The 17,798-nt window shown below is 39.1% G+C and carries 9 protein-coding genes; 1 reads left to right on the plus strand and 8 read right to left on the minus strand.

Going from position 1 to position 17,798, the window contains the following annotated elements:
- Positions 1–91: 91 nt before the first annotated feature.
- The 6 genes from D5R40_RS10060 to D5R40_RS10075 all read right to left on the minus strand — a co-directional run bounded on the left by D5R40_RS10060 (position 92) and on the right by D5R40_RS10075 (position 9,113).
- Positions 92–2,587 (minus strand): NACHT domain-containing protein, encoded by a 2,496-nt coding sequence (locus D5R40_RS10060; protein WP_124154588.1) that lies wholly within the window; start codon positions 2,585–2,587, stop codon positions 92–94.
- 349 nt (positions 2,588–2,936) lie between these two features.
- Positions 2,937–3,992, minus strand: coding sequence for a glucokinase (locus D5R40_RS10065; RefSeq protein ID WP_124144149.1), 1,056 nt, complete (start codon positions 3,990–3,992; stop codon positions 2,937–2,939).
- 962 nt (positions 3,993–4,954) lie between these two features.
- Complete coding sequence (locus D5R40_RS10070; RefSeq protein ID WP_124144148.1) at positions 4,955–5,371, minus strand: hypothetical protein; 417 nt, start codon at positions 5,369–5,371, stop codon at positions 4,955–4,957.
- Between the two features lie 314 nt (positions 5,372–5,685).
- A complete protein-coding gene (locus D5R40_RS34955; RefSeq protein WP_161564415.1) occupies positions 5,686–5,841 on the minus strand; it encodes a hypothetical protein in 156 nt (51 codons plus the stop codon).
- Between the two features lie 463 nt (positions 5,842–6,304).
- On the minus strand, positions 6,305–6,385 hold the full coding sequence (locus D5R40_RS43490) for an IS1/IS1595 family N-terminal zinc-binding domain-containing protein (protein WP_445974413.1): 81 nt from the start codon (positions 6,383–6,385) through the stop codon (positions 6,305–6,307).
- Positions 6,386–7,391: 1,006 nt separating this feature from the next.
- Positions 7,392–9,113, minus strand: coding sequence for a diflavin flavoprotein (locus D5R40_RS10075; protein WP_124154589.1), 1,722 nt, complete (start codon positions 9,111–9,113; stop codon positions 7,392–7,394).
- A gap of 36 nt (positions 9,114–9,149) precedes the next feature.
- On the opposite strand from D5R40_RS10075, the gene D5R40_RS34960 reads away from it, so the two are divergent.
- Positions 9,150–9,314: a hypothetical protein gene (locus D5R40_RS34960; protein WP_161564966.1), complete on the plus strand. Its 165-nt coding sequence runs from the start codon at positions 9,150–9,152 to the stop codon at positions 9,312–9,314.
- Positions 9,315–10,280: 966 nt separating this feature from the next.
- Here the strand turns inward: D5R40_RS34960 and D5R40_RS10080 are convergent.
- Positions 10,281–16,571 carry a Tc toxin subunit A-related protein gene (locus D5R40_RS10080; RefSeq protein ID WP_161564967.1) on the minus strand — a complete coding sequence of 2,097 codons (6,291 nt, stop codon included), beginning with the start codon at positions 16,569–16,571 and terminating at the stop codon, positions 10,281–10,283.
- Positions 16,572–16,590: 19 nt separating this feature from the next.
- Positions 16,591–17,451, minus strand: a complete 861-nt coding sequence (locus D5R40_RS10085) for a Tc toxin subunit A (protein WP_124154591.1) — start codon at positions 17,449–17,451, stop codon at positions 16,591–16,593.
- Positions 17,452–17,798 lie beyond the last annotated feature (347 nt).

The following is a 17,798-nucleotide window of genomic DNA, read 5'->3' on the forward strand; positions in this document are numbered from 1 at the left end:
TGTTTAAGATTAAGATTTTAATTAAAACTTCAATTGCCAATTCTGAGCCAATTTTACTCAAATTATTTATGACACCCCATATTATATCTATTTATTCTATGTCTTCTGGATATTCCATATCTTCTAGAGGTTTAATTGACCCATGAATTGCAATTTCTGATTCAATAATTTCAGTTAAAGCATCTGCTATGCTAGAAGGGAAAATTGAACTGGAGTATTCGTATTCGTATTTTAAGAATATAATTAAGCCACGAATAGCACTTTTAGGATCAATTTCATCTTGAGAAGATATGCAACTCATCTTATAATCATAGTCGTATTCTATGTATTCTGAATGTTTAATTGACTTATAATTCACACTTTTCAAGCCAATTTTTTCTATAAGATATGCTGCAGTTTTACGCAAGTCTGTATTTGAATGTTCTAAGAGTTTAGTCAACTCAAAAATCACAGTTTCCGAGCCAATTTTACCCAGAGTATTTGCTACAGTTTCACGCACACCAGAGTCTGAGTTTTCTAAGAGTTTAATTAGCTCCGGAATTGCTGTTTCCGAGCCAATTTTACCCAGAGCTTCTGCTGCACTATGACGCACACCAGAATCTGAGTTTTCTAAGAGTTTAATTAGCTCTGGAATTGCTGTTTCGGAACCAATTTCACCCAGAGCTTCTGCTGCACTATGCACACCAGAATCTGAGTTTTCTAAGAGTTTAATTAGCTCTGGAATTGCTGTTTCGGAACCAATTTCACCCAGAGCTTTTTCTGCACTATAACGCACAAGATAGTCTGAGTCTTCTAGTAGTTTAATTAATCCCGGAACAGCAGTTTTCGAGCGGATTTCACCCAGAGCTTTTTCTGCACCTCGACGCACATATTTGTCTGAGTCTTCCAATAATTTAACCAACCCCGGAACAGCAGCATCAGACTTTGTTAACCCTGCCAACTTAACCTTCACCAACACAGGCAACTCCAACCGCTCAACCTCCCCAAACACCCGCTCCTGAAACTTCTCTTGCACCCCTCCCACCAACCTCGCACCCAAAAACCAATCTACCTCCAACGCCAACCTTACCACCCGCACCGCTAACACCTCATCCTCCATCAACCCCAACATCAACCCCACTACTTCCGTCCACTTCAAATAATTCAAATAATCCCACTGCAACTCATAGTCACTCAAACCAGACAACAGCGACAACAACCTTTCCGCCACATAATACTCCTGCAACAACTGATGGCGAAATGAAATCTGACCATCATCTCCCACCTGAATCAAATGATGCTCCAATAAATCCTCCAACCAACGCATCGCACAGTCAGTCGGAGCTACCACCTCCCCTCGCAAAAACTCCGTCAACACCTCCTCAGCTTTTGGGCGAGAAATAGCAACCATAATCTCAGTTTTCGACTCCCCATTCGTCATCACCCACGCCAACTCCTGCAATAACCTATCCCACCAAAGTCTTGAACTTTCATCAACCGGAACATCCTGCTTGAGGCGACCACTATAAGTCTGAGTAAAACTCCGAAACACCAACCCCAGATTAGCAGGTATTACTTTATTATAACCAAACACCGAACACAACATCAACAAAAACATCGGAGTTTCCCCCAACTCCCGCAACCTCCCCTGCAACTGCTGCCATAATTTTTCACCATCAAAAGGCAAATAAGCACAGACAAACTCCTGCATTTGAGATTCCGTCATAGGTAGCATTTCCAACCTTTTCTCAATCCCCAAATCTCCCCCCAGACTCAAATCTCGCGTCGTAAACACCATCGCAGTTTTGGGGTAGTCTTGCCGAAAAATTCTTAAGAGTTGTCGTGCCGCTTCCGATGCCATCTCGTTAAACCCATCGAAGAGCAGCAAAAATTCACCTTGACGGAGCAAAGTTTCTAGAGTTGCTGTATCTATATTTATGGTGGGGTGGTGTTTGTGGATAAATGCTTGAATTCTGGAAAGTACAGAAGATTGACTATAGCGGAGTTCGATGAGGATGGGAATTTTGGGTCGATCCCCCCCAACCCCCCTTAGAAAGGGGGGAGTTTTTCCTGTTTCCTCTCTTCCCAAAGGAGTTTCTTTTGTTTCTCCTTCATCCTTCCTTTGAAAGGCAGGAGTTTCTCTTGTTTCCCCTGTTCCCAAAGGAGTTTCTCTTGTTTCCCCCCTTGAGAAGGGGGGACTAAGGGGGGATCTCAATTTTTCTGCTTCCTCCAACAGCGGAGTTTCTCTTATTTCCGTGCTTCCCAAGGGAAGACCAATAGAGGATCTTAATTTCTCCGCTTCCTCCAACAATAATCTGGCCAAAGCAGTTGATTTTCCCGACCCCGGCCGCCCCACCAACAAAACATGATTTGGAGCATATTTGCGCAAACCGTCCAAAACCGTCAACCGTTCAATTTTCTCTTTTGGACGTTCCCTCTGTTTTTCTTCCGCAACAGTTTGTACCATCAAACCCAAATCCAACAGTGGGGAAATATTTTGAGGTTGCTGAAGAGACTTTTTTCCTCTCACATCCGTCAGAGTATAAACTTCCCACCATTTGGCATATTCCCGACAAATTGATTCTAGATAGGGTCTCCAATTAATCATAAGTCAAAAGTTAAAAGTGAGAAATTTTAAATTAAAAGTTAGAATTTAGGAGATTCAGTAGTATTTTAAGTCAAAAGTCAACAGTTGCATCAGTTTCGCTAAGGTGATCGGTAGTAACGGTACGGAAAGAAAGGCAGGAGACAGGAGGGAAGAAAAGGCGCTTACGAGAAAAAGTTTTTGCATCACTAATTATCCGGACATAATATTAATCAGGGTTTTAATAATTCTCACAGCACCTCAAATGGTCTAATCGTAATTTTTTGTACCAAAACTACCGAACTCCCAATTACTTCAATATTTAATCTCCCCTACTCCCCCACTCCCCCACTCCCCTACTTAGTATCATTGCCTATAAATTAGAAGCACGAATCGCCGCACCAATTAATCCCACTTTAGGGTTTAACACAATATGAACGGGTACTTTTTCTAACAATACTCTCATTCGCCCCTTATGGTTAAAAGCTTCCATAAAAGTACCTGACTTCATCAGTGGCAGGATTTTAGCAGCGATACCACCTGCTATATATAGACCACCATAAGGTAAAAGTTTCAATGCTAAATTACCTGCTTCCGCTCCATAAGCTCCCACAAACAGCTCTAAAGTTTTATCGCACAAACGATCGCTCTTTTCCAATGCAGCTTTCCCAATAACTGCACCAGGATCTACTGTAATTTCACTTGAGCCAATTTCTGTTTCCCACTTTCTTAGTACTTCCGCTATTTCAGGAGATTCAGCAGCAGATTTGCGATCGCGTAAAAATTGATAAATTGCCACAATTCCCATGCCTGAAACCACCCTTTCTACGGACACTCGGTCTATATTATGCTTTGCTAACAAATATTTTAATAGATCAAATTCTAACTCAGAGCGTGGTGCAAAATCTGTATGACCCCCCTCTGTGGCGTAAACCCTGACTGCTCCTCCTCCTCGAATTAAAAAACATTCTCCTAATCCCGTACCTGCACCAATTACAGCTATTGGAGTATCACCTTGAGGTTCGCCAACTTGTAAAGTCTCCAAATCATTGTCAGTTAAACCCAAAATTCCATAACCTACTGCTTCAAAATCGTTGATCAGGCTAACTTGGGATACCCCTAACTCATTTTCTAACAATTTAGCATCCAGCATCCAAGGTAGGTTAGTTAATTTAACAGTATTATTGATGACCGGACCTGCGATCGCAAAACAAGCTTTTTCTGGTTGGAATTGCTGTCCCAATTTCTCATTTGCTTCTGCCAAAAATTTTTGTACTATAGGTACTAAATCTGGAAAATCGTGACTAGAGTAACGATTCTCATAAAGGCTCTTAAATTCCACAGTCCCCTTGGATTCTTCTCGTTTAGCTTCCACCAGTTGTAGTATTGTTTTAGTACCGCCAATGTCTCCAGCTAATAGCAATGTCATAAACTATATTCTCCTGAACAACTGTTTAGTTTTTATTATCATATCTTGTTGAGTTATAGTTATATCATGTCCGGTTGAACAGTTATAAATAAACGACGGAGGAGTCAGTCCTCAGGAGTCAGGAGGGAAGAAAGGAGAAGAGAAGGAGAAAGTTTTTTGATCACTAATTATCCGGACATGATATAGCAATGTGCGCTGGCATATTTACAAATTACAGGAACTGTCCAATAGACATCTCCTCCAAAAGAGGGAGTAGGCAGCTTTGTTGTAGGCAGTAGGGAACCCACCCCTCGCCCCTCCCCCTCCCAGGAGGGGAAATAATTGATATATCTAGTGTGAGAATTGATTTGATTTTGGATTTTTACCAGATGTCTAATAGCTAAAAGTCTTATCTTATCAGCTTTTTATTCCCCCTTCCGGAGCTGTTGCCTATTACCAGTTGCCTGCGCACAGCGCTATATTAGTTGCTGATGTAATATCATATAGCAATTCCCATACTTGTGAGGTACAAAATTCCTTGGTTTTAGGGAGTAGGGAGTAGTAATTCTGGTTCTGTAGGAATCGATCAAGAAGAAAAACAACTGTACCTTATTAGCTTGGGAAACGCTATATTGGGTTAAATAATTAGGGTTTGCTTATGGAAAGTCTTTTGCTAGGGGTAGCAGTCAGTCTTCAGGAGTCAGGATAAATGCAAATCATACCAATTCCCATGTATTATTGCTATACTTGGGCAATACTTCAGTTGTCAACCGATCGGTACAAGCAAAACCACTTTTTTGCTAATTTTAGGCTTTGTTGCATGAAAGTAGCGATTCGCTCCGCGATCCGTTCCGGAATCGCAAAAAACTCCCTTAGTTGGAAGTTTACTAGATTTCTACTTTGTAGCTCTGGAGCTTACCCTAAACACCATCTTTTGTGCAACAAAGCCAATCAGCAACGCCAAAAATATCACTCCTTTGTTTTTAGACATCCCAATCATTACCAACCTTTTCCATCAGGCGGTTTAATATTACATATCCTTGTGGGTTGACAACAGTCAGGCGGATGATTGACGGGTCTTTAGGTCGGTGAGCAATAATATATTTGTGACTTCCATTTCTAAAGGTATAAGTATAGCGTTGGTTATTCCCTGTAATTGAGGCATTTTTCAAAGTTAGAGAAGCGCCAGTTTTTCGAGATTGAGCTTCATAGGTATAGTTTCCGAACTCATCTAATTTCAGCCAAACAACCCAATTTTCGCTATTATCCATGAAAGCTCCAGTTGGACGGACAAAGTCGGTAGGCATTGCAGAAGCACTATGAGAATTTAAGGTAATATCTGCGACCGCAGGAGTAGATAAACCAATAACAGATGCCAGAGCAATAGCTTTGATATTCATATTTTTCTCTTTCTTTATTTGTTTGAGTGGTGTATTTTCTTTCCTAATTAATTCTTCCAACTCAAAATTTTGTTTCCGTATTGATCACGCTATAAAAGCACCAGAATTAAATTTGGCACACAGAAACCAGCATTCAATAGACTTATTTTTTAGATATCGGTAGACAAATTAGAAATTGTCACCTTATATTATGTAGGGCTTGGTGATTAATTCTCAAAGTATTGATAAATATAAGGTATTAGCCTTTTTGGGGTTCAAAAAAGTGCCAGCTTTTCGGTGCCTGTGAGCTGCAAAAAGCTAGTATTTTGGGCTGACTATGGTAGAAAAATCCCAAATTGATAATTCTTACTCCTACCTCCTCGCTCATTCCTATTTCTTCTGTCTCCTGTCTTCCCCTCCTGGGAGGGGGAGGGGCGAGGGGTGGGTTGTCTCCTGTCTCCTACCCCTACTAAAAGACTAGTGAAGCGCAAACCCTATGTATAGTCTCCGTTCATATATACTCCTTATTTATTAATAAAAATTCAAAGGTTTTTAATTAACAGAGCGATCGCTAAATCAAAGAATTACAGGATTTGACTCAGATTATTAGGACTTCTCAGTACAACGTATTTTTGTCCGAAGCGACCGACAGGGTTTGCGGAGCATTCCGGGACGGAAAGCAATCTCAAATCCTAGTTTTTTGTACCTCATGCGTAATATCATGTCCGGTTGAACAGTTATAAATAAATAACGACGGAGGAGTCAGGAGTCAGGAGTCAGGAGTCAGGAGGGAAGAAAGAAGAAGGAAGAAGAAGAACTGGAGTTGAAGGAGAAAGTTTTTTATCACTAATTAGCCGGACATGATATAAGTCCTGATTATATCAGAAAGTTTTTGCTATGAGCAAATAATAAATAAGTAGTTTGATTGGTAAAAATAACATCTCCTGATAATGTTCAATCTTCTTGCCGACCACAATTCTTACATTGATAATTTTGTTTACCCCTTCTTCGAGCATTTTTTCTAATAGATAGCAATCAGGAATCAGATGTGAGAATTGAGGTGTTTCTTTAAAAAAAAGAATATAGCAGTTATCTTATTCTTATAGCAATGAGCGCTGGTATATTTACAAATTGTAGTAGGGGCAAAAGAGCTAGAAGTCTTATATGATCGGCAATTTATTCCCCCTGTTCCCTGTTCCCTGTTCCCTGTTCCCTGCGCACAGCGCTATATGTATTCGTTTCTCCCCTCCATACCTATTCCCTATTCCCTCCATACCTAAAACAAAAGTATCCAATATCTCACAACTAAAATCATATTGCTAGAGTTGTTGGGAATTACAGCGGTTTTCCTGCACGGTAGACCACAGTAGGGACGTTCCATGGAACTTCCCTACAAGGTTTTGCTTGTGAAGATATGGTTCATCAATTTGAAAAGCGCTGTAATATCATGTCCGGTTGAACAGTTATAAATAAACGACTGAGGACTCATATCATGTCCGCTGGTATCGTTTGTGTAAATCCAAGGGTGAATATCTACAGGAAATTTAGGTTTTTTCAAGCTTTTAAGCCTTCTTCCTTCTTCCCTCTTCCTTCTTCCTTACCTTCGCTATACAATACTGATGCTACCGGACATGATATCAGGAGTCAGGATTCACGAGGAAAGAAACAGGAAACAAGAAAGAAGAGGAGAAAGTTTTTTTATAACTAATAGACATCTGGTGAAAATAAACTTACCCTTTATTTAACAAAAGCTAGAGTTGTAAAAGTCAGTTCCCTAAATCATTTTTGGTACATTTTTCCTGAAAATCTATTCCCTGTTGCCTGTTGCCTGTTGCCTGTTGCCTGTTGCCTGTTGCCTGCTATGTGCAAAAAGTCTATATCTTTTTCAGAGATGTCTAATTATCCGGACATGATATAAGCTAAAAAAATTGCTAAAACCCTTATTAGTAAAAGTTTATCGTGTTTTTTCAGCCTTAAAACCATGAAAGCTCTATAAAGTAAGCTTTTGAGCCTTTTCAATTCTTATTTCCCAACAACTGTTTTAATAATGACTACCTGATTTGCGGAAATGAACTGCTGTTACTCCCTCATTCAGTACCTGACCATTCTCCACTACTGCATAAACCAACCAATGGTCGCCACATTCCATCCGGTTTGCCACCTTACATTCCAAATAAGCTAAAGCACCTGTCAAAACCGGACAACCATTCTCAGCTTCCTTGGTTTCCACTCCCACAAAACGATCTTCTCCCGGTGCAAAAGACTTCTGAAAATGCTTCCTCAATTGTTTACCCTCTGCCAATATATTCAACACAAAGCGATCGCCTGTATGAGTCAAAGATTCCAGCGCTCGGTCTTTTGCCACAGCAATAGTCACCCCAGGAGGATTAAAAGTCGCCTGAGAAACCCAAGAAGCTAACATCGCACTGGTGACATCTCCACGTCTAGCAGACATCACACACAAAGACCCCACAACACGTCCCACTGCTTGAGCTGTGCGATCGCTTCCCGAAGCACTTGCCGAAGGTTTAGGAGCGCGAAGTTTCCGAGACTTAATCAAAGTCTGAGCAAAATCAATAGCTGCCTCTTTACAAGTTTGAAGCGTCAGATCGTCTGGCTTAAACTTCACCCGAATAGTTTCAAAACCAAACTTATAACCCGCATCCTTTAACTTACTTTCCAAAATATCAATGGCCTCACCACTCCAACCAAAGGAACCAAATACCCCAGTTAGTTTACTCTTAGAAGCTGTATTCAGTACAATACCCAAAGCTGTTTGAATTTGAGTTGGTGCGTGACCGCCAAGTGTGGGAGAACCAATAATAAATCCATCACATTTTTCAATTGCTTCCTTGATTTCATCAGACGTGGCAGCTTCACAGTTAATTGATTCTACAGCTACTCCTGCTTTAGTTAAACCCTTAGCGATCGCCTGAGCAATAGTTGCAGTATTACCATAAGCTGAAGCATAAAGCAAGGCAACATTCAAATCTCGTGAATTTTGTTCCTGACTCCACTTCCGATACAAATTTGTTAACTCGGTCATCCCATAACGTACCATTGGTCCATGACCGGAAGCATAAAATTTCACGCTCAAGTCAGAAATTTTATCTAGGGCAGAAAGCACTTGTTTTGCTTGAGCAGCGTGGAGACAGTCATAATAAAAACGTCGGTCTTCACTGTAGATAGTCCATCCCTCATCAGCAACTTGGTCTCCACAAACATGAGCGCCGAAAAATTTATCAGTAAACAAAATTTGAGTTTTTGGGTCGTAAGTCATCAAACCATCAGGCCATTTAGGGGTAGGAGTGGTAATAAATTGTAATTGATGACCATTGCCCAAGTCTAGAGTATCTTCACCTTTAACTATCTGAATTTTCAATTCTTCTTCTTTAAAATAGTCTTTGAGAGTTAAAGCTGCGGGGTTTGAGCAGACAAAAGTTATTTGAGGTGCGAGGGATAATAAAGCTTTGAGGGTAGTACCACGGTTAGCATTAAAGTGTCCTAGAATTACATAGTCAAGGCGATGCCAATTTAAGCGTAGTTGTAATGAATCTAAATAATTTCTAGTAAATGACTCACCCGGTGGGTCGATAATAGCAGTTTTTTCTGCTTGAATGAGATAGGAGTTAGCAGTAGTACCTTTTTGTAGAGAATATTCGACTTCAAATTTTAGTCTATCCCAAGTGCGAGACCGTAACACTTTTGTTTCTTCAGCAATGATGACAACTTGAACGTCTTTTTTTTTGGTGGTTTGTAGCATAGTTTAGTTATATTGTCTATACAAAAATAATGTATAATGCTACATTTTATCATGTTCAGGCGATCGCTTGATTTAAGTCAGGAGTCAGGAGTCAGGAGTCAGGAGTCAGGAGGGAAGAAGAAGAAGTTTTTTACCGAAAAATTGGGTTTAAAGCCTCGCCCTTGTAGGGCGACTTTTTATTTTAGCATGCAAGTGAATTGAATATATGCTATAGTTTTATTAGTTGCCGGGGGGCACTCGGAAACTCTAAACGGACGTGGAGGGAAGCGTTAGACTACCGCCAAGGAAGCAGCACCCTGTGAAGCGTCAACCCGCCGAGGAGCTACGGCTCAGTAGGAATCCCCGTGCCTTTAGGCCGGGGAGGATGTCAAAGCGGTTTTCAGGTCAATGAACCAAAGTAGGAGCGAATGTCATTTGCCCTTATAGAACCCATTTGGTATCTTCATCAATATTAATTTAGCTAGGAGACAAGAGACAACCCACCCCTTTTCCCTCCCCCTCCCAGGAGGGGAAAGGAAAAGGGAAGATGTGAGGAGAAATAATACAAAAAATTCAACACTCCTTCAGATGATTTTTCCTCACTCATTGATGCGCGAAAAGACTCTTACACCATAATTATATAGCTATCAAATGGGTTCTATAGGTTTTTGGTGATGACGATGTGGTTTATCAATCTGAAAAGGGTTTTCAGGTATAATATCAAATCCGGTTAAACAGTTATACATAGGTTAACTGTTTAGGAGTCAGGAGTCAGGATTCAGGAGTCAGGAGAAGAAAGAATTAGAAATATGAGCGTAGTTATGGCAATTGGATAATTTTTTGTATGTGCAATTAGGCGGATTTGATATAAGAAGGAGCAAGGTTTTTGATCACTAATTATCGGGACATAATATTACCATACAAAGGTTTTCAGGTCAATAACCACATTAAAAAAAGGTGGTGGTGCATTGTAATGGCAGTGGGAGCATCTTGCTCCCGTACCAAGTATCCCTTGTTCCTTGTATACCATTACTATGCAGGAGTACCTAAAAAAAACAATAAACCTGTAGGGACGTTCCATGGAACGTTCCTACTGTGGTCTACCCAAATGAAAACTGCTGTTATTCCCCCCACGCATTGGGGGGTTAGGGGGGCTTGCATCATACCCAGAATCAGCAACGCCGAAAATTAAGATTTCGCTGTATAACGAATAGTCATCTCAATATCTTCTAGTTTCTCCAGAGTAGACTTATGCTTATATGTGATTTGTTTCTCCTGAATAGCTTTCACCGCCGCCGGAACAGATAACAACCAAGTTGATTCTACACCAGAACCTTCAAATGGTAATAATCGTCCTTTTTGCTTGGGTGTCATTGTCGCTGTATCTGTCTCCACACCTAATAGCTTAATTTTCCCATAAGCACAAACCCTTTGTAATGTTCGTTCTTTAGCAGAATATCGGTTAGAAATTTGAGTTAATTCTGCTGCAATAGGATCGCTACCTTCTAACCCCAAGAATTTCACCTTAACACTCTGAATACGTCGTCCGAACTCCTCTGGAAAATCTTCCTCAAACCAAGACTCCTGAATATGAATTACAGCTTTTCCATGAGTTTTGAGACTTGCCAGTATATTGTCATCTTTTTCTTCTAGGGAGAAAGTCCGTGTTACAGGTTGATCGTCATAGAGAGTCTTTTGCAAATAAGTGTACTCCATTTGTTGGAGATTTAGTAATAACTTCTGACCTGATAATAAACCATGATAAACATCATCCCATTGAGGTCGAATAAATATGGTTTTTTCTCCTATTTCCTCTTGATACACCCTTTCCGCTAATAAACAGAAACTAACTGTCTGGTCAAACAGGGTGCGATAAAGTTGCTTCAAATTATCAACGTACCACTTAAAAAACATTTCGTTAGTGAAACGTTTTTGATTAAATGCTGCCAATGTTTCACTGTCCTTTTTGTCCCCTTTAATATCTTCAAGGACTTGTCTTTCTATCTCTAATTCTATGTTTGATACCTCAATTTCCTGATCAATTATCTCTATTGCCATCTTAGTTTGAACTATGTTGAATGAGAACTCTCTTAGATCTTGCGCTATTTCTGCTGCTTCTTGAAGCTGATCTAAGAGTCCTTCCTCAAGATTAATTGTGCTTTTGTTTGTCTCAAGATTTGCTTCTGCTGTTGCTTCGTACTTAGAACCCCCATTTGACGTCCCAAATATATTAGGTATCATTTTTAAGGCTGCTTTGATATAATTCATTGGTATTGATAAGAACTGCTTTGTTGTCACCGCTAGCTTATACTTTGTAGCCAGATCTCTAGAAAGACTTCTCAATACTATTTCAAATTCATTAAAAATCACTTCAGATATACTTTGTTCTTTCGTCTTTTGTTGAATCTCAATATTTTTTTCTAGAGCTTCAATTGTTTTCTCCTGCATGAATATTGCTGAATCAAATGAAATGAAACTGTCTGCTAGGTTTTGATACTGGATGTTTTCATAATTCTCCCAATACTGCAACAAATTAGTTGACCAACTAATTAAATCTTGCACATAACCACGAGCGCGACCGAGTATGTCATCAAAATCATAATTCAGAGTTCTTGTTGCTTGTTGTTGAAATTGTGTTGGTGAAACTCCAGCAAGAGCAGCTTGTTGCAATACCCTGGGGTCGATAGGAGGAGCAATTAGAGGTATATTCAACGGTGTTCCATCTATTGCTAACCAATGACGTAGATTATACAACCGTTGCTCTATTGTCTGATAGACTTTCATTATCTCTTCGTCATAAGGTGCTATAAAATCCTCATCTTTTACATCTCCTAAAGTCGGATCTTTCCAGTCTTCCCCTAGTTGAACATTTGCTAAAGACTGTCCGCCTTCTATGAATATATTTTTCGCTTCCACATAATACATTTTGGCTTGACGCAGGGTTTCTGTGGCAATCTGACGATAATAGTAATCTCCCTGTTCTATCAGGTTTTGTATGTATTGACGAATGGTAGACCGACGATAATAATAAGGAGTTTCACGAGCCCTCGCGTCTGGATCATTGATACCCAAAGCACTACGACCAACTCCGTTTGGTAGATGTTCTAAAGGATAATTTCCCCAAGGATCATCTTTAAGGGTAGGGTCGTAGACGTGCTTCAACCACTTCTTAGCTAAATCAAAATTCTGGGATTGAGTGTATTTGTAAGCTACCATTAAAGGAATGTAGTGGAATATCTCCCAAGCATATATGCCATAAGGTCCCCAGAAATCCATATGTGTATCGGGTTGGGGGTCGGAGAACTCAGAATAAGTGTCAGTTGCTTTCAGTGCATCTAGGTAATCTTGAATCCCCTCTTCCTTGTAGTGCTGATGATCTAAATCAAAGAGTTGGTGAATGTCGTAATATGGGTGAGCTAGTTCGACTACTCGTTGAATGGCAGTAGAGTAGAGATTCGTTGTATAGAAGGAATTTTTGTAAGGAAATAGTAAAAATCGTTGGTCAGCTAAACTGGGATTATCTTCTGAGTTTCTAACAAAGACTGACTGTAGACTTTCATTTGCGTTATAATGGACGTGAAAGGTAAATCTTGTTTCTTCTCTAGATTTAGTATCTTCACGACTCTCAAGGGGCCAATGCCAATTTACAAGATATGAATACTGCCATTTAGTGTTAACTTTCAATGTAATATCAAACTCTGTTTCTGTTTGGTTTTGATCTAGTTTAAACTTAACATAACCCTCTTTATTGCTGAACCCCAGAGGATTATTTCCCTCTGCGGTCTTATGTTTAGCTAGTGTAACGACTTGCTCATTAAATTCGTTGTTACTAGGGATCAGTTTTATCTGAGTTTCCTCGTGGGATAAATTCTTGCAGACAGTGTAACCAAATCTGCTGTGATCGACCCACCCGAAGTAGAGATTTTTTGTCAGATTGTAACGAGAATCTCGGCAATCAAATTCCCAGTTTAAGGTGACTTCATTATTATTTATAACTGCACCAGTCCATTTCATCTCAATTCCAGTTAAGTACAGATTAGACCATCTCCTGTTATCTGGTAGTATAGAACCCCAGTTTATAGAGTCTGTAGCCTTTTGTGGTTGTATCTTTACTTGGGAGGGGTGGATCTCGTGAATTGCATAATAACCATCTAGGGGTTGATATTCTTCATCAAACTGGTCATCATTAATCTTTTGCACAACTGTTTCTTCTTTTGAGGTAACAGAAGAGAAGAACGGAAGAGATTCACTATCTTTAGAATCTTTACTAACACCAGCAGAGAAATACATTAATATCTTTTGTTCTTTTTGGTCAAAATAAGGTTCAAAAACTTCAACCTGTAGGTCTTCTACAATATTTTCTCCTTCATATGTAATCTTAATCCCCTGATGTGTCATAGTGATCGGGTCATCTATTCCATTTATACTTGAGTCCATATTCATCACACTATTCCTCGGTTGCCCAAAACTGCCATCAGTATTTTGACGACAATATTTTGGTTGCAAGTAATACTCTGTTGTTTGACCATCTTTAGAACGAGTTTCAAACAACTCAAACCAATACATATACAATCGATTCCAACCATAACAGGGAGCTAAACCATAAATATGTTGCTGACTAAATACTAGCTCCGCTTTCATCCAAGCACCCCATTCAAAAGGATACTTACTTCCTGCTTCCAACTTCGTTTTATCAACCGTCAACAAGCGATAGTAATAACTATTTGTTTCCCAAGTTGCTTTCGCTGTAAAACAAAACTCAATAGAGTCCCTTAACTTTTGAGAAGTGAAACCTTCTACCCGCAACTCTGATAACTGCTGTATTTGCTCTAGATATTGCATAATTGCTTGCTGCACCATCTCTTCATTCAGAGACCCCTGACCTAAATTCTTTTCAAAGGTTTCAAAAATTTCTGTTTTGTGCAAACGTAACGTCGGTTCTATATAACTAGAAGGATATAATCCCAACTTCTCGTTTGCTTCCCATAACCGATACTGTTGTGATATATCCCAAGATTTTTTGAGATTCTCTAACTGACCCTTTTCCCAATTTGCATCCTCGACTCCCTGGATCATCCGGTTAATATACAACTGCACTGCACCTGTACATTCTAATAAACGAGTTGTGGGTACTTCATAGGAAACATTGACATCCAGGAGCAAATATTGATAAATATCTTCCCAACTCTTGATTTTCTCTTTCAGCGCTGGTGACTCACTCTCACCAACGACTTCATTCATAAAGTTGGCAACTAAAGCATCCCTGAGTTCTAAATTGATAGCATCTTTAGCTGTTTTTTTCCGTACTTCGTCATTTTGACGATTTAATCCTAATTTGACTACTGGAACTACTTGCTGCCAAAAATCAGGAATAATATCATAATGGTGGAACCATTGGAGTTGTTCTCCCTGAATATGCAAATCTTGACAAAGTTCTATCTGACGACGTAGATACTCTATTTGTTGTACAGTTTTCACCAAACTGTAAGTAATTTTATTGGTTAAGTTAGGAATATCTTCTACAGACCAATCTAAAAACGCAGCTAATAGCTTATTTTGTTCTTCTTCCTCAAGTTCACCCTCATTGACTGCTGCTAAGTATACGAACCAATGTTGAGAACTGACTTTAGCATTCAATAGGGTTTTGAACTTATACAGATAATACACTTGCTCCAGAGATAGTTTATGACTCATCTCTTCCACTAACCATTCCACTAACCATTCTGGTTTTTCAGCAGCAATAGATACTGTATATGTGTCTAACTCCAACTGAGATATGACTATTCCATGACGATTAATGTTGTACAGTAATTTCAAAGTGTCTTGACTCAGTTTTTCTGGTACTTCTTTGTCTTGCAATCCTAAAAGTTGCTTGAGTGTTTCATAATAATCTATTCCCATCCATCGCAGTAGATCAGGAATAATTTCCGAGCTAAGTCCGCTGAGTTTTTCAGTAATAATTTTGGCAAGAGATTCTTGTTGTCGTCTTTGGAAATTGGCAATTTCTACAATTAGTTCTTGTTTTTGCCCTTCTGCTGATTCCGTTAGCGTTAGTTGATACCCTTTTTCTGCTGCTGCTTCTATTTTATCCTTGATAATTTTTGTTACTCCCTCTGCAATGTTTGCTTTTTCAACATTCAGAACTAATCCATACTTATCAATAATTTTTGGCTCGTTCTCTTGCAACAGTTGATACCAAATGTCAGCCGGAATACCCATGATACCGATTCCTTCGTGATCTTCTTCTGGTGCTTTTTCTACTATAATTTGCCAACTTTCATAATTAGTGAAACTCTGTTCTACAACTCGATGCTCCTCAATATCCTGTTCAAGTAAATCCAAAAATTCTTCTACTTCTACAGTTGCTTGCAAAGTTCCTGCATCATCCGGTGGTGTTAAAATTGTCAGAATATTATCTATTGTCAGGTTATTGTCTTCTGCGTTTATCCACTCAGATAACCACACCAGTTTATCTAATGCTGATAATACATCACTGACTTTTTGTCCAGGATGAGCAAATACCTCAATTAGTCCTAATTTTTCTACTAATTCAATTCCTTTAGCAATACCCCACCCAAATAATGTAAACACCTTGACTAAACGGTACATTCGTGCTAATGCTGCTTTGTCAAATTTTGCATTTTCATCATTATTGGTTATTACTTTGACAATAGCATTGTATTCTGCAAAGGTGATACGCAAACCGATAATCAAATATTCTTTGAGGGAAGATTCTAAATCAGCAAATTTTGTACTGCCATCCTTGAGAACTTTTACTAATTTTGGTGCTGCATTGCCAAATATTTGTCGCAGGAGAGAAGTTTCTTGTTCTCCCATGCGACGATAACTATTAATTTCTGTGAGTATACCGACAAACTCATCTACACTAAATTGATATTTGTGGTTCCAGTCTAGATAATGGGCAATAACATTGAGTCTGTCATCATCGATCAGTCCATCTTGATCTTCTATTGTATTGAGTAACCAGTCTAATTGATAGTATGGTATATTCGTCCTTTTCTGGAGGCGAATGATGCGGTTGAAGCGATAGAAGAAGTCGTGATTAAGATATGTTCCGTCATCATGGCCCATCACTAACTTTGCATCGACTGTCTTGAGAGTTAAGTTATGACCGTTACTGATATAGGTACCATAGACTTTATTTGTTTCATAGCTGTTATCTGCGTCATCCTTGACTCTGTAGTTAGGGTAAAATTGATTGAACTCTTCTATTGACAGTTTGGTTGCTTCTCGGAACCTTTCTACTTGAGACAGAAAAAGATACTTTTTATTAATTTCTGTTGGTGATAATTCTTTGCTGTAAATCTGAAGATGAGCTACTAGACCCTCGTACCAATTATTAGATAAAGTACCATTGTTTGAAATAAAATTTCCCAACACTACTTTATTTGCTAGATTGATTGGTTGATTTTTGTCTCCTTCACTATGCCAAAGAGTTCCATTGACATAAATTTTCATTTCACCAGTGGTAACATTCTTAGTAAATACCCAGTAAGTCCATTTTCCTTTGATACAGATTTAATCGATCTACCAGGTTAGGTATTAAGGTAAAATTTGTATCATTGAGAGCAAAGTCATTTTCTTTGATGCGACGAGCTATTTCATTAAGACTCATCCCGTCTTGCATTGCTGCTAGAATATAACGAACCTCGCTGTGACTCTTATCGAAAGGTAATTCTAAGGGGTGAAACGTATACTTGAGATTTTCGTATAATTCTTCTTCTGTTTTCCCACTTTTATCCAAATATTGAGCAATTAACAACTCATTCGCTAACTCCAGAGTCGTCACTTCCTGATGTAAATTATCTTCATTTAATACCAAGTCCTCTAGATCGGGACGACGAGCAATTAAATCAAAATCCGGATTAACATTCTCGATCGCTTTAGCCTTATCATAAATATACTTAAGATATGCCGCAGGTGATTGAGTAGACTGAATTGAACTAGGTTTAACGTAGCGAGTAGGAGCATCTTGACTTAAAGCTTCTAGTGCTGTCCTCTCGAGTTCCTCTGGCAGTAGTTTTTGCAGCGAACTAACAGACATATCCATAGAGTTATTTCGTTCATCAAAAGGTAAACGAAAATCCCGCAGAGTATTAGCAACAGGTTCATTAACAAACAGAGTATCCCTAGCCTGATTTTTGAGAACAGCAGAAATATGTTTGGCATGACGGAAATTCTGAGAACCATTAGACATCAAATTTTTTTGGTCTGTCTTCTCCAGATAATTGTAATAGTCAGTAATTGTTTCTAGTTGGTCTACTTGATCTAGGGAGTTAAAGCCAAAAGAAGTCATCAGTTGTTGAACAGCTTCTTGGTTAAGTATTGAGTAATTCATATTTAGTCTTTTGTCCGTAATTAAATAGGTGGGTTGGAACTTTATAGCTTGTCTGTTATTAACAACATATAGTTTCTGGTGACTTTTTGAGATTAAGTTGTTTAAAACTTTGTTTCAGTATTTGTAGTTATTAGTAGTTATTCAACAAACCGAGACGTTTTAACCCTCAACCGAGAGGTTTCAAGCATCAGCAGATGGATGGGAAAGCAGGGCTAAAATTTGCGGTTTTCCTGTAGTTATCATTTTCTTTGTGGGTTTAATACCCCACCGTCAACGGGGGTGTTCACGCATTATATCATGTCCGTTTATATCGTTTGTGTAAACCCAAGGGTGAATATCTACAGGAA

This window comes from Okeania hirsuta (assembly GCF_003838195.1).
Classification (GTDB): Bacteria; Cyanobacteriota; Cyanobacteriia; order Cyanobacteriales; family Microcoleaceae; genus Okeania; species Okeania hirsuta.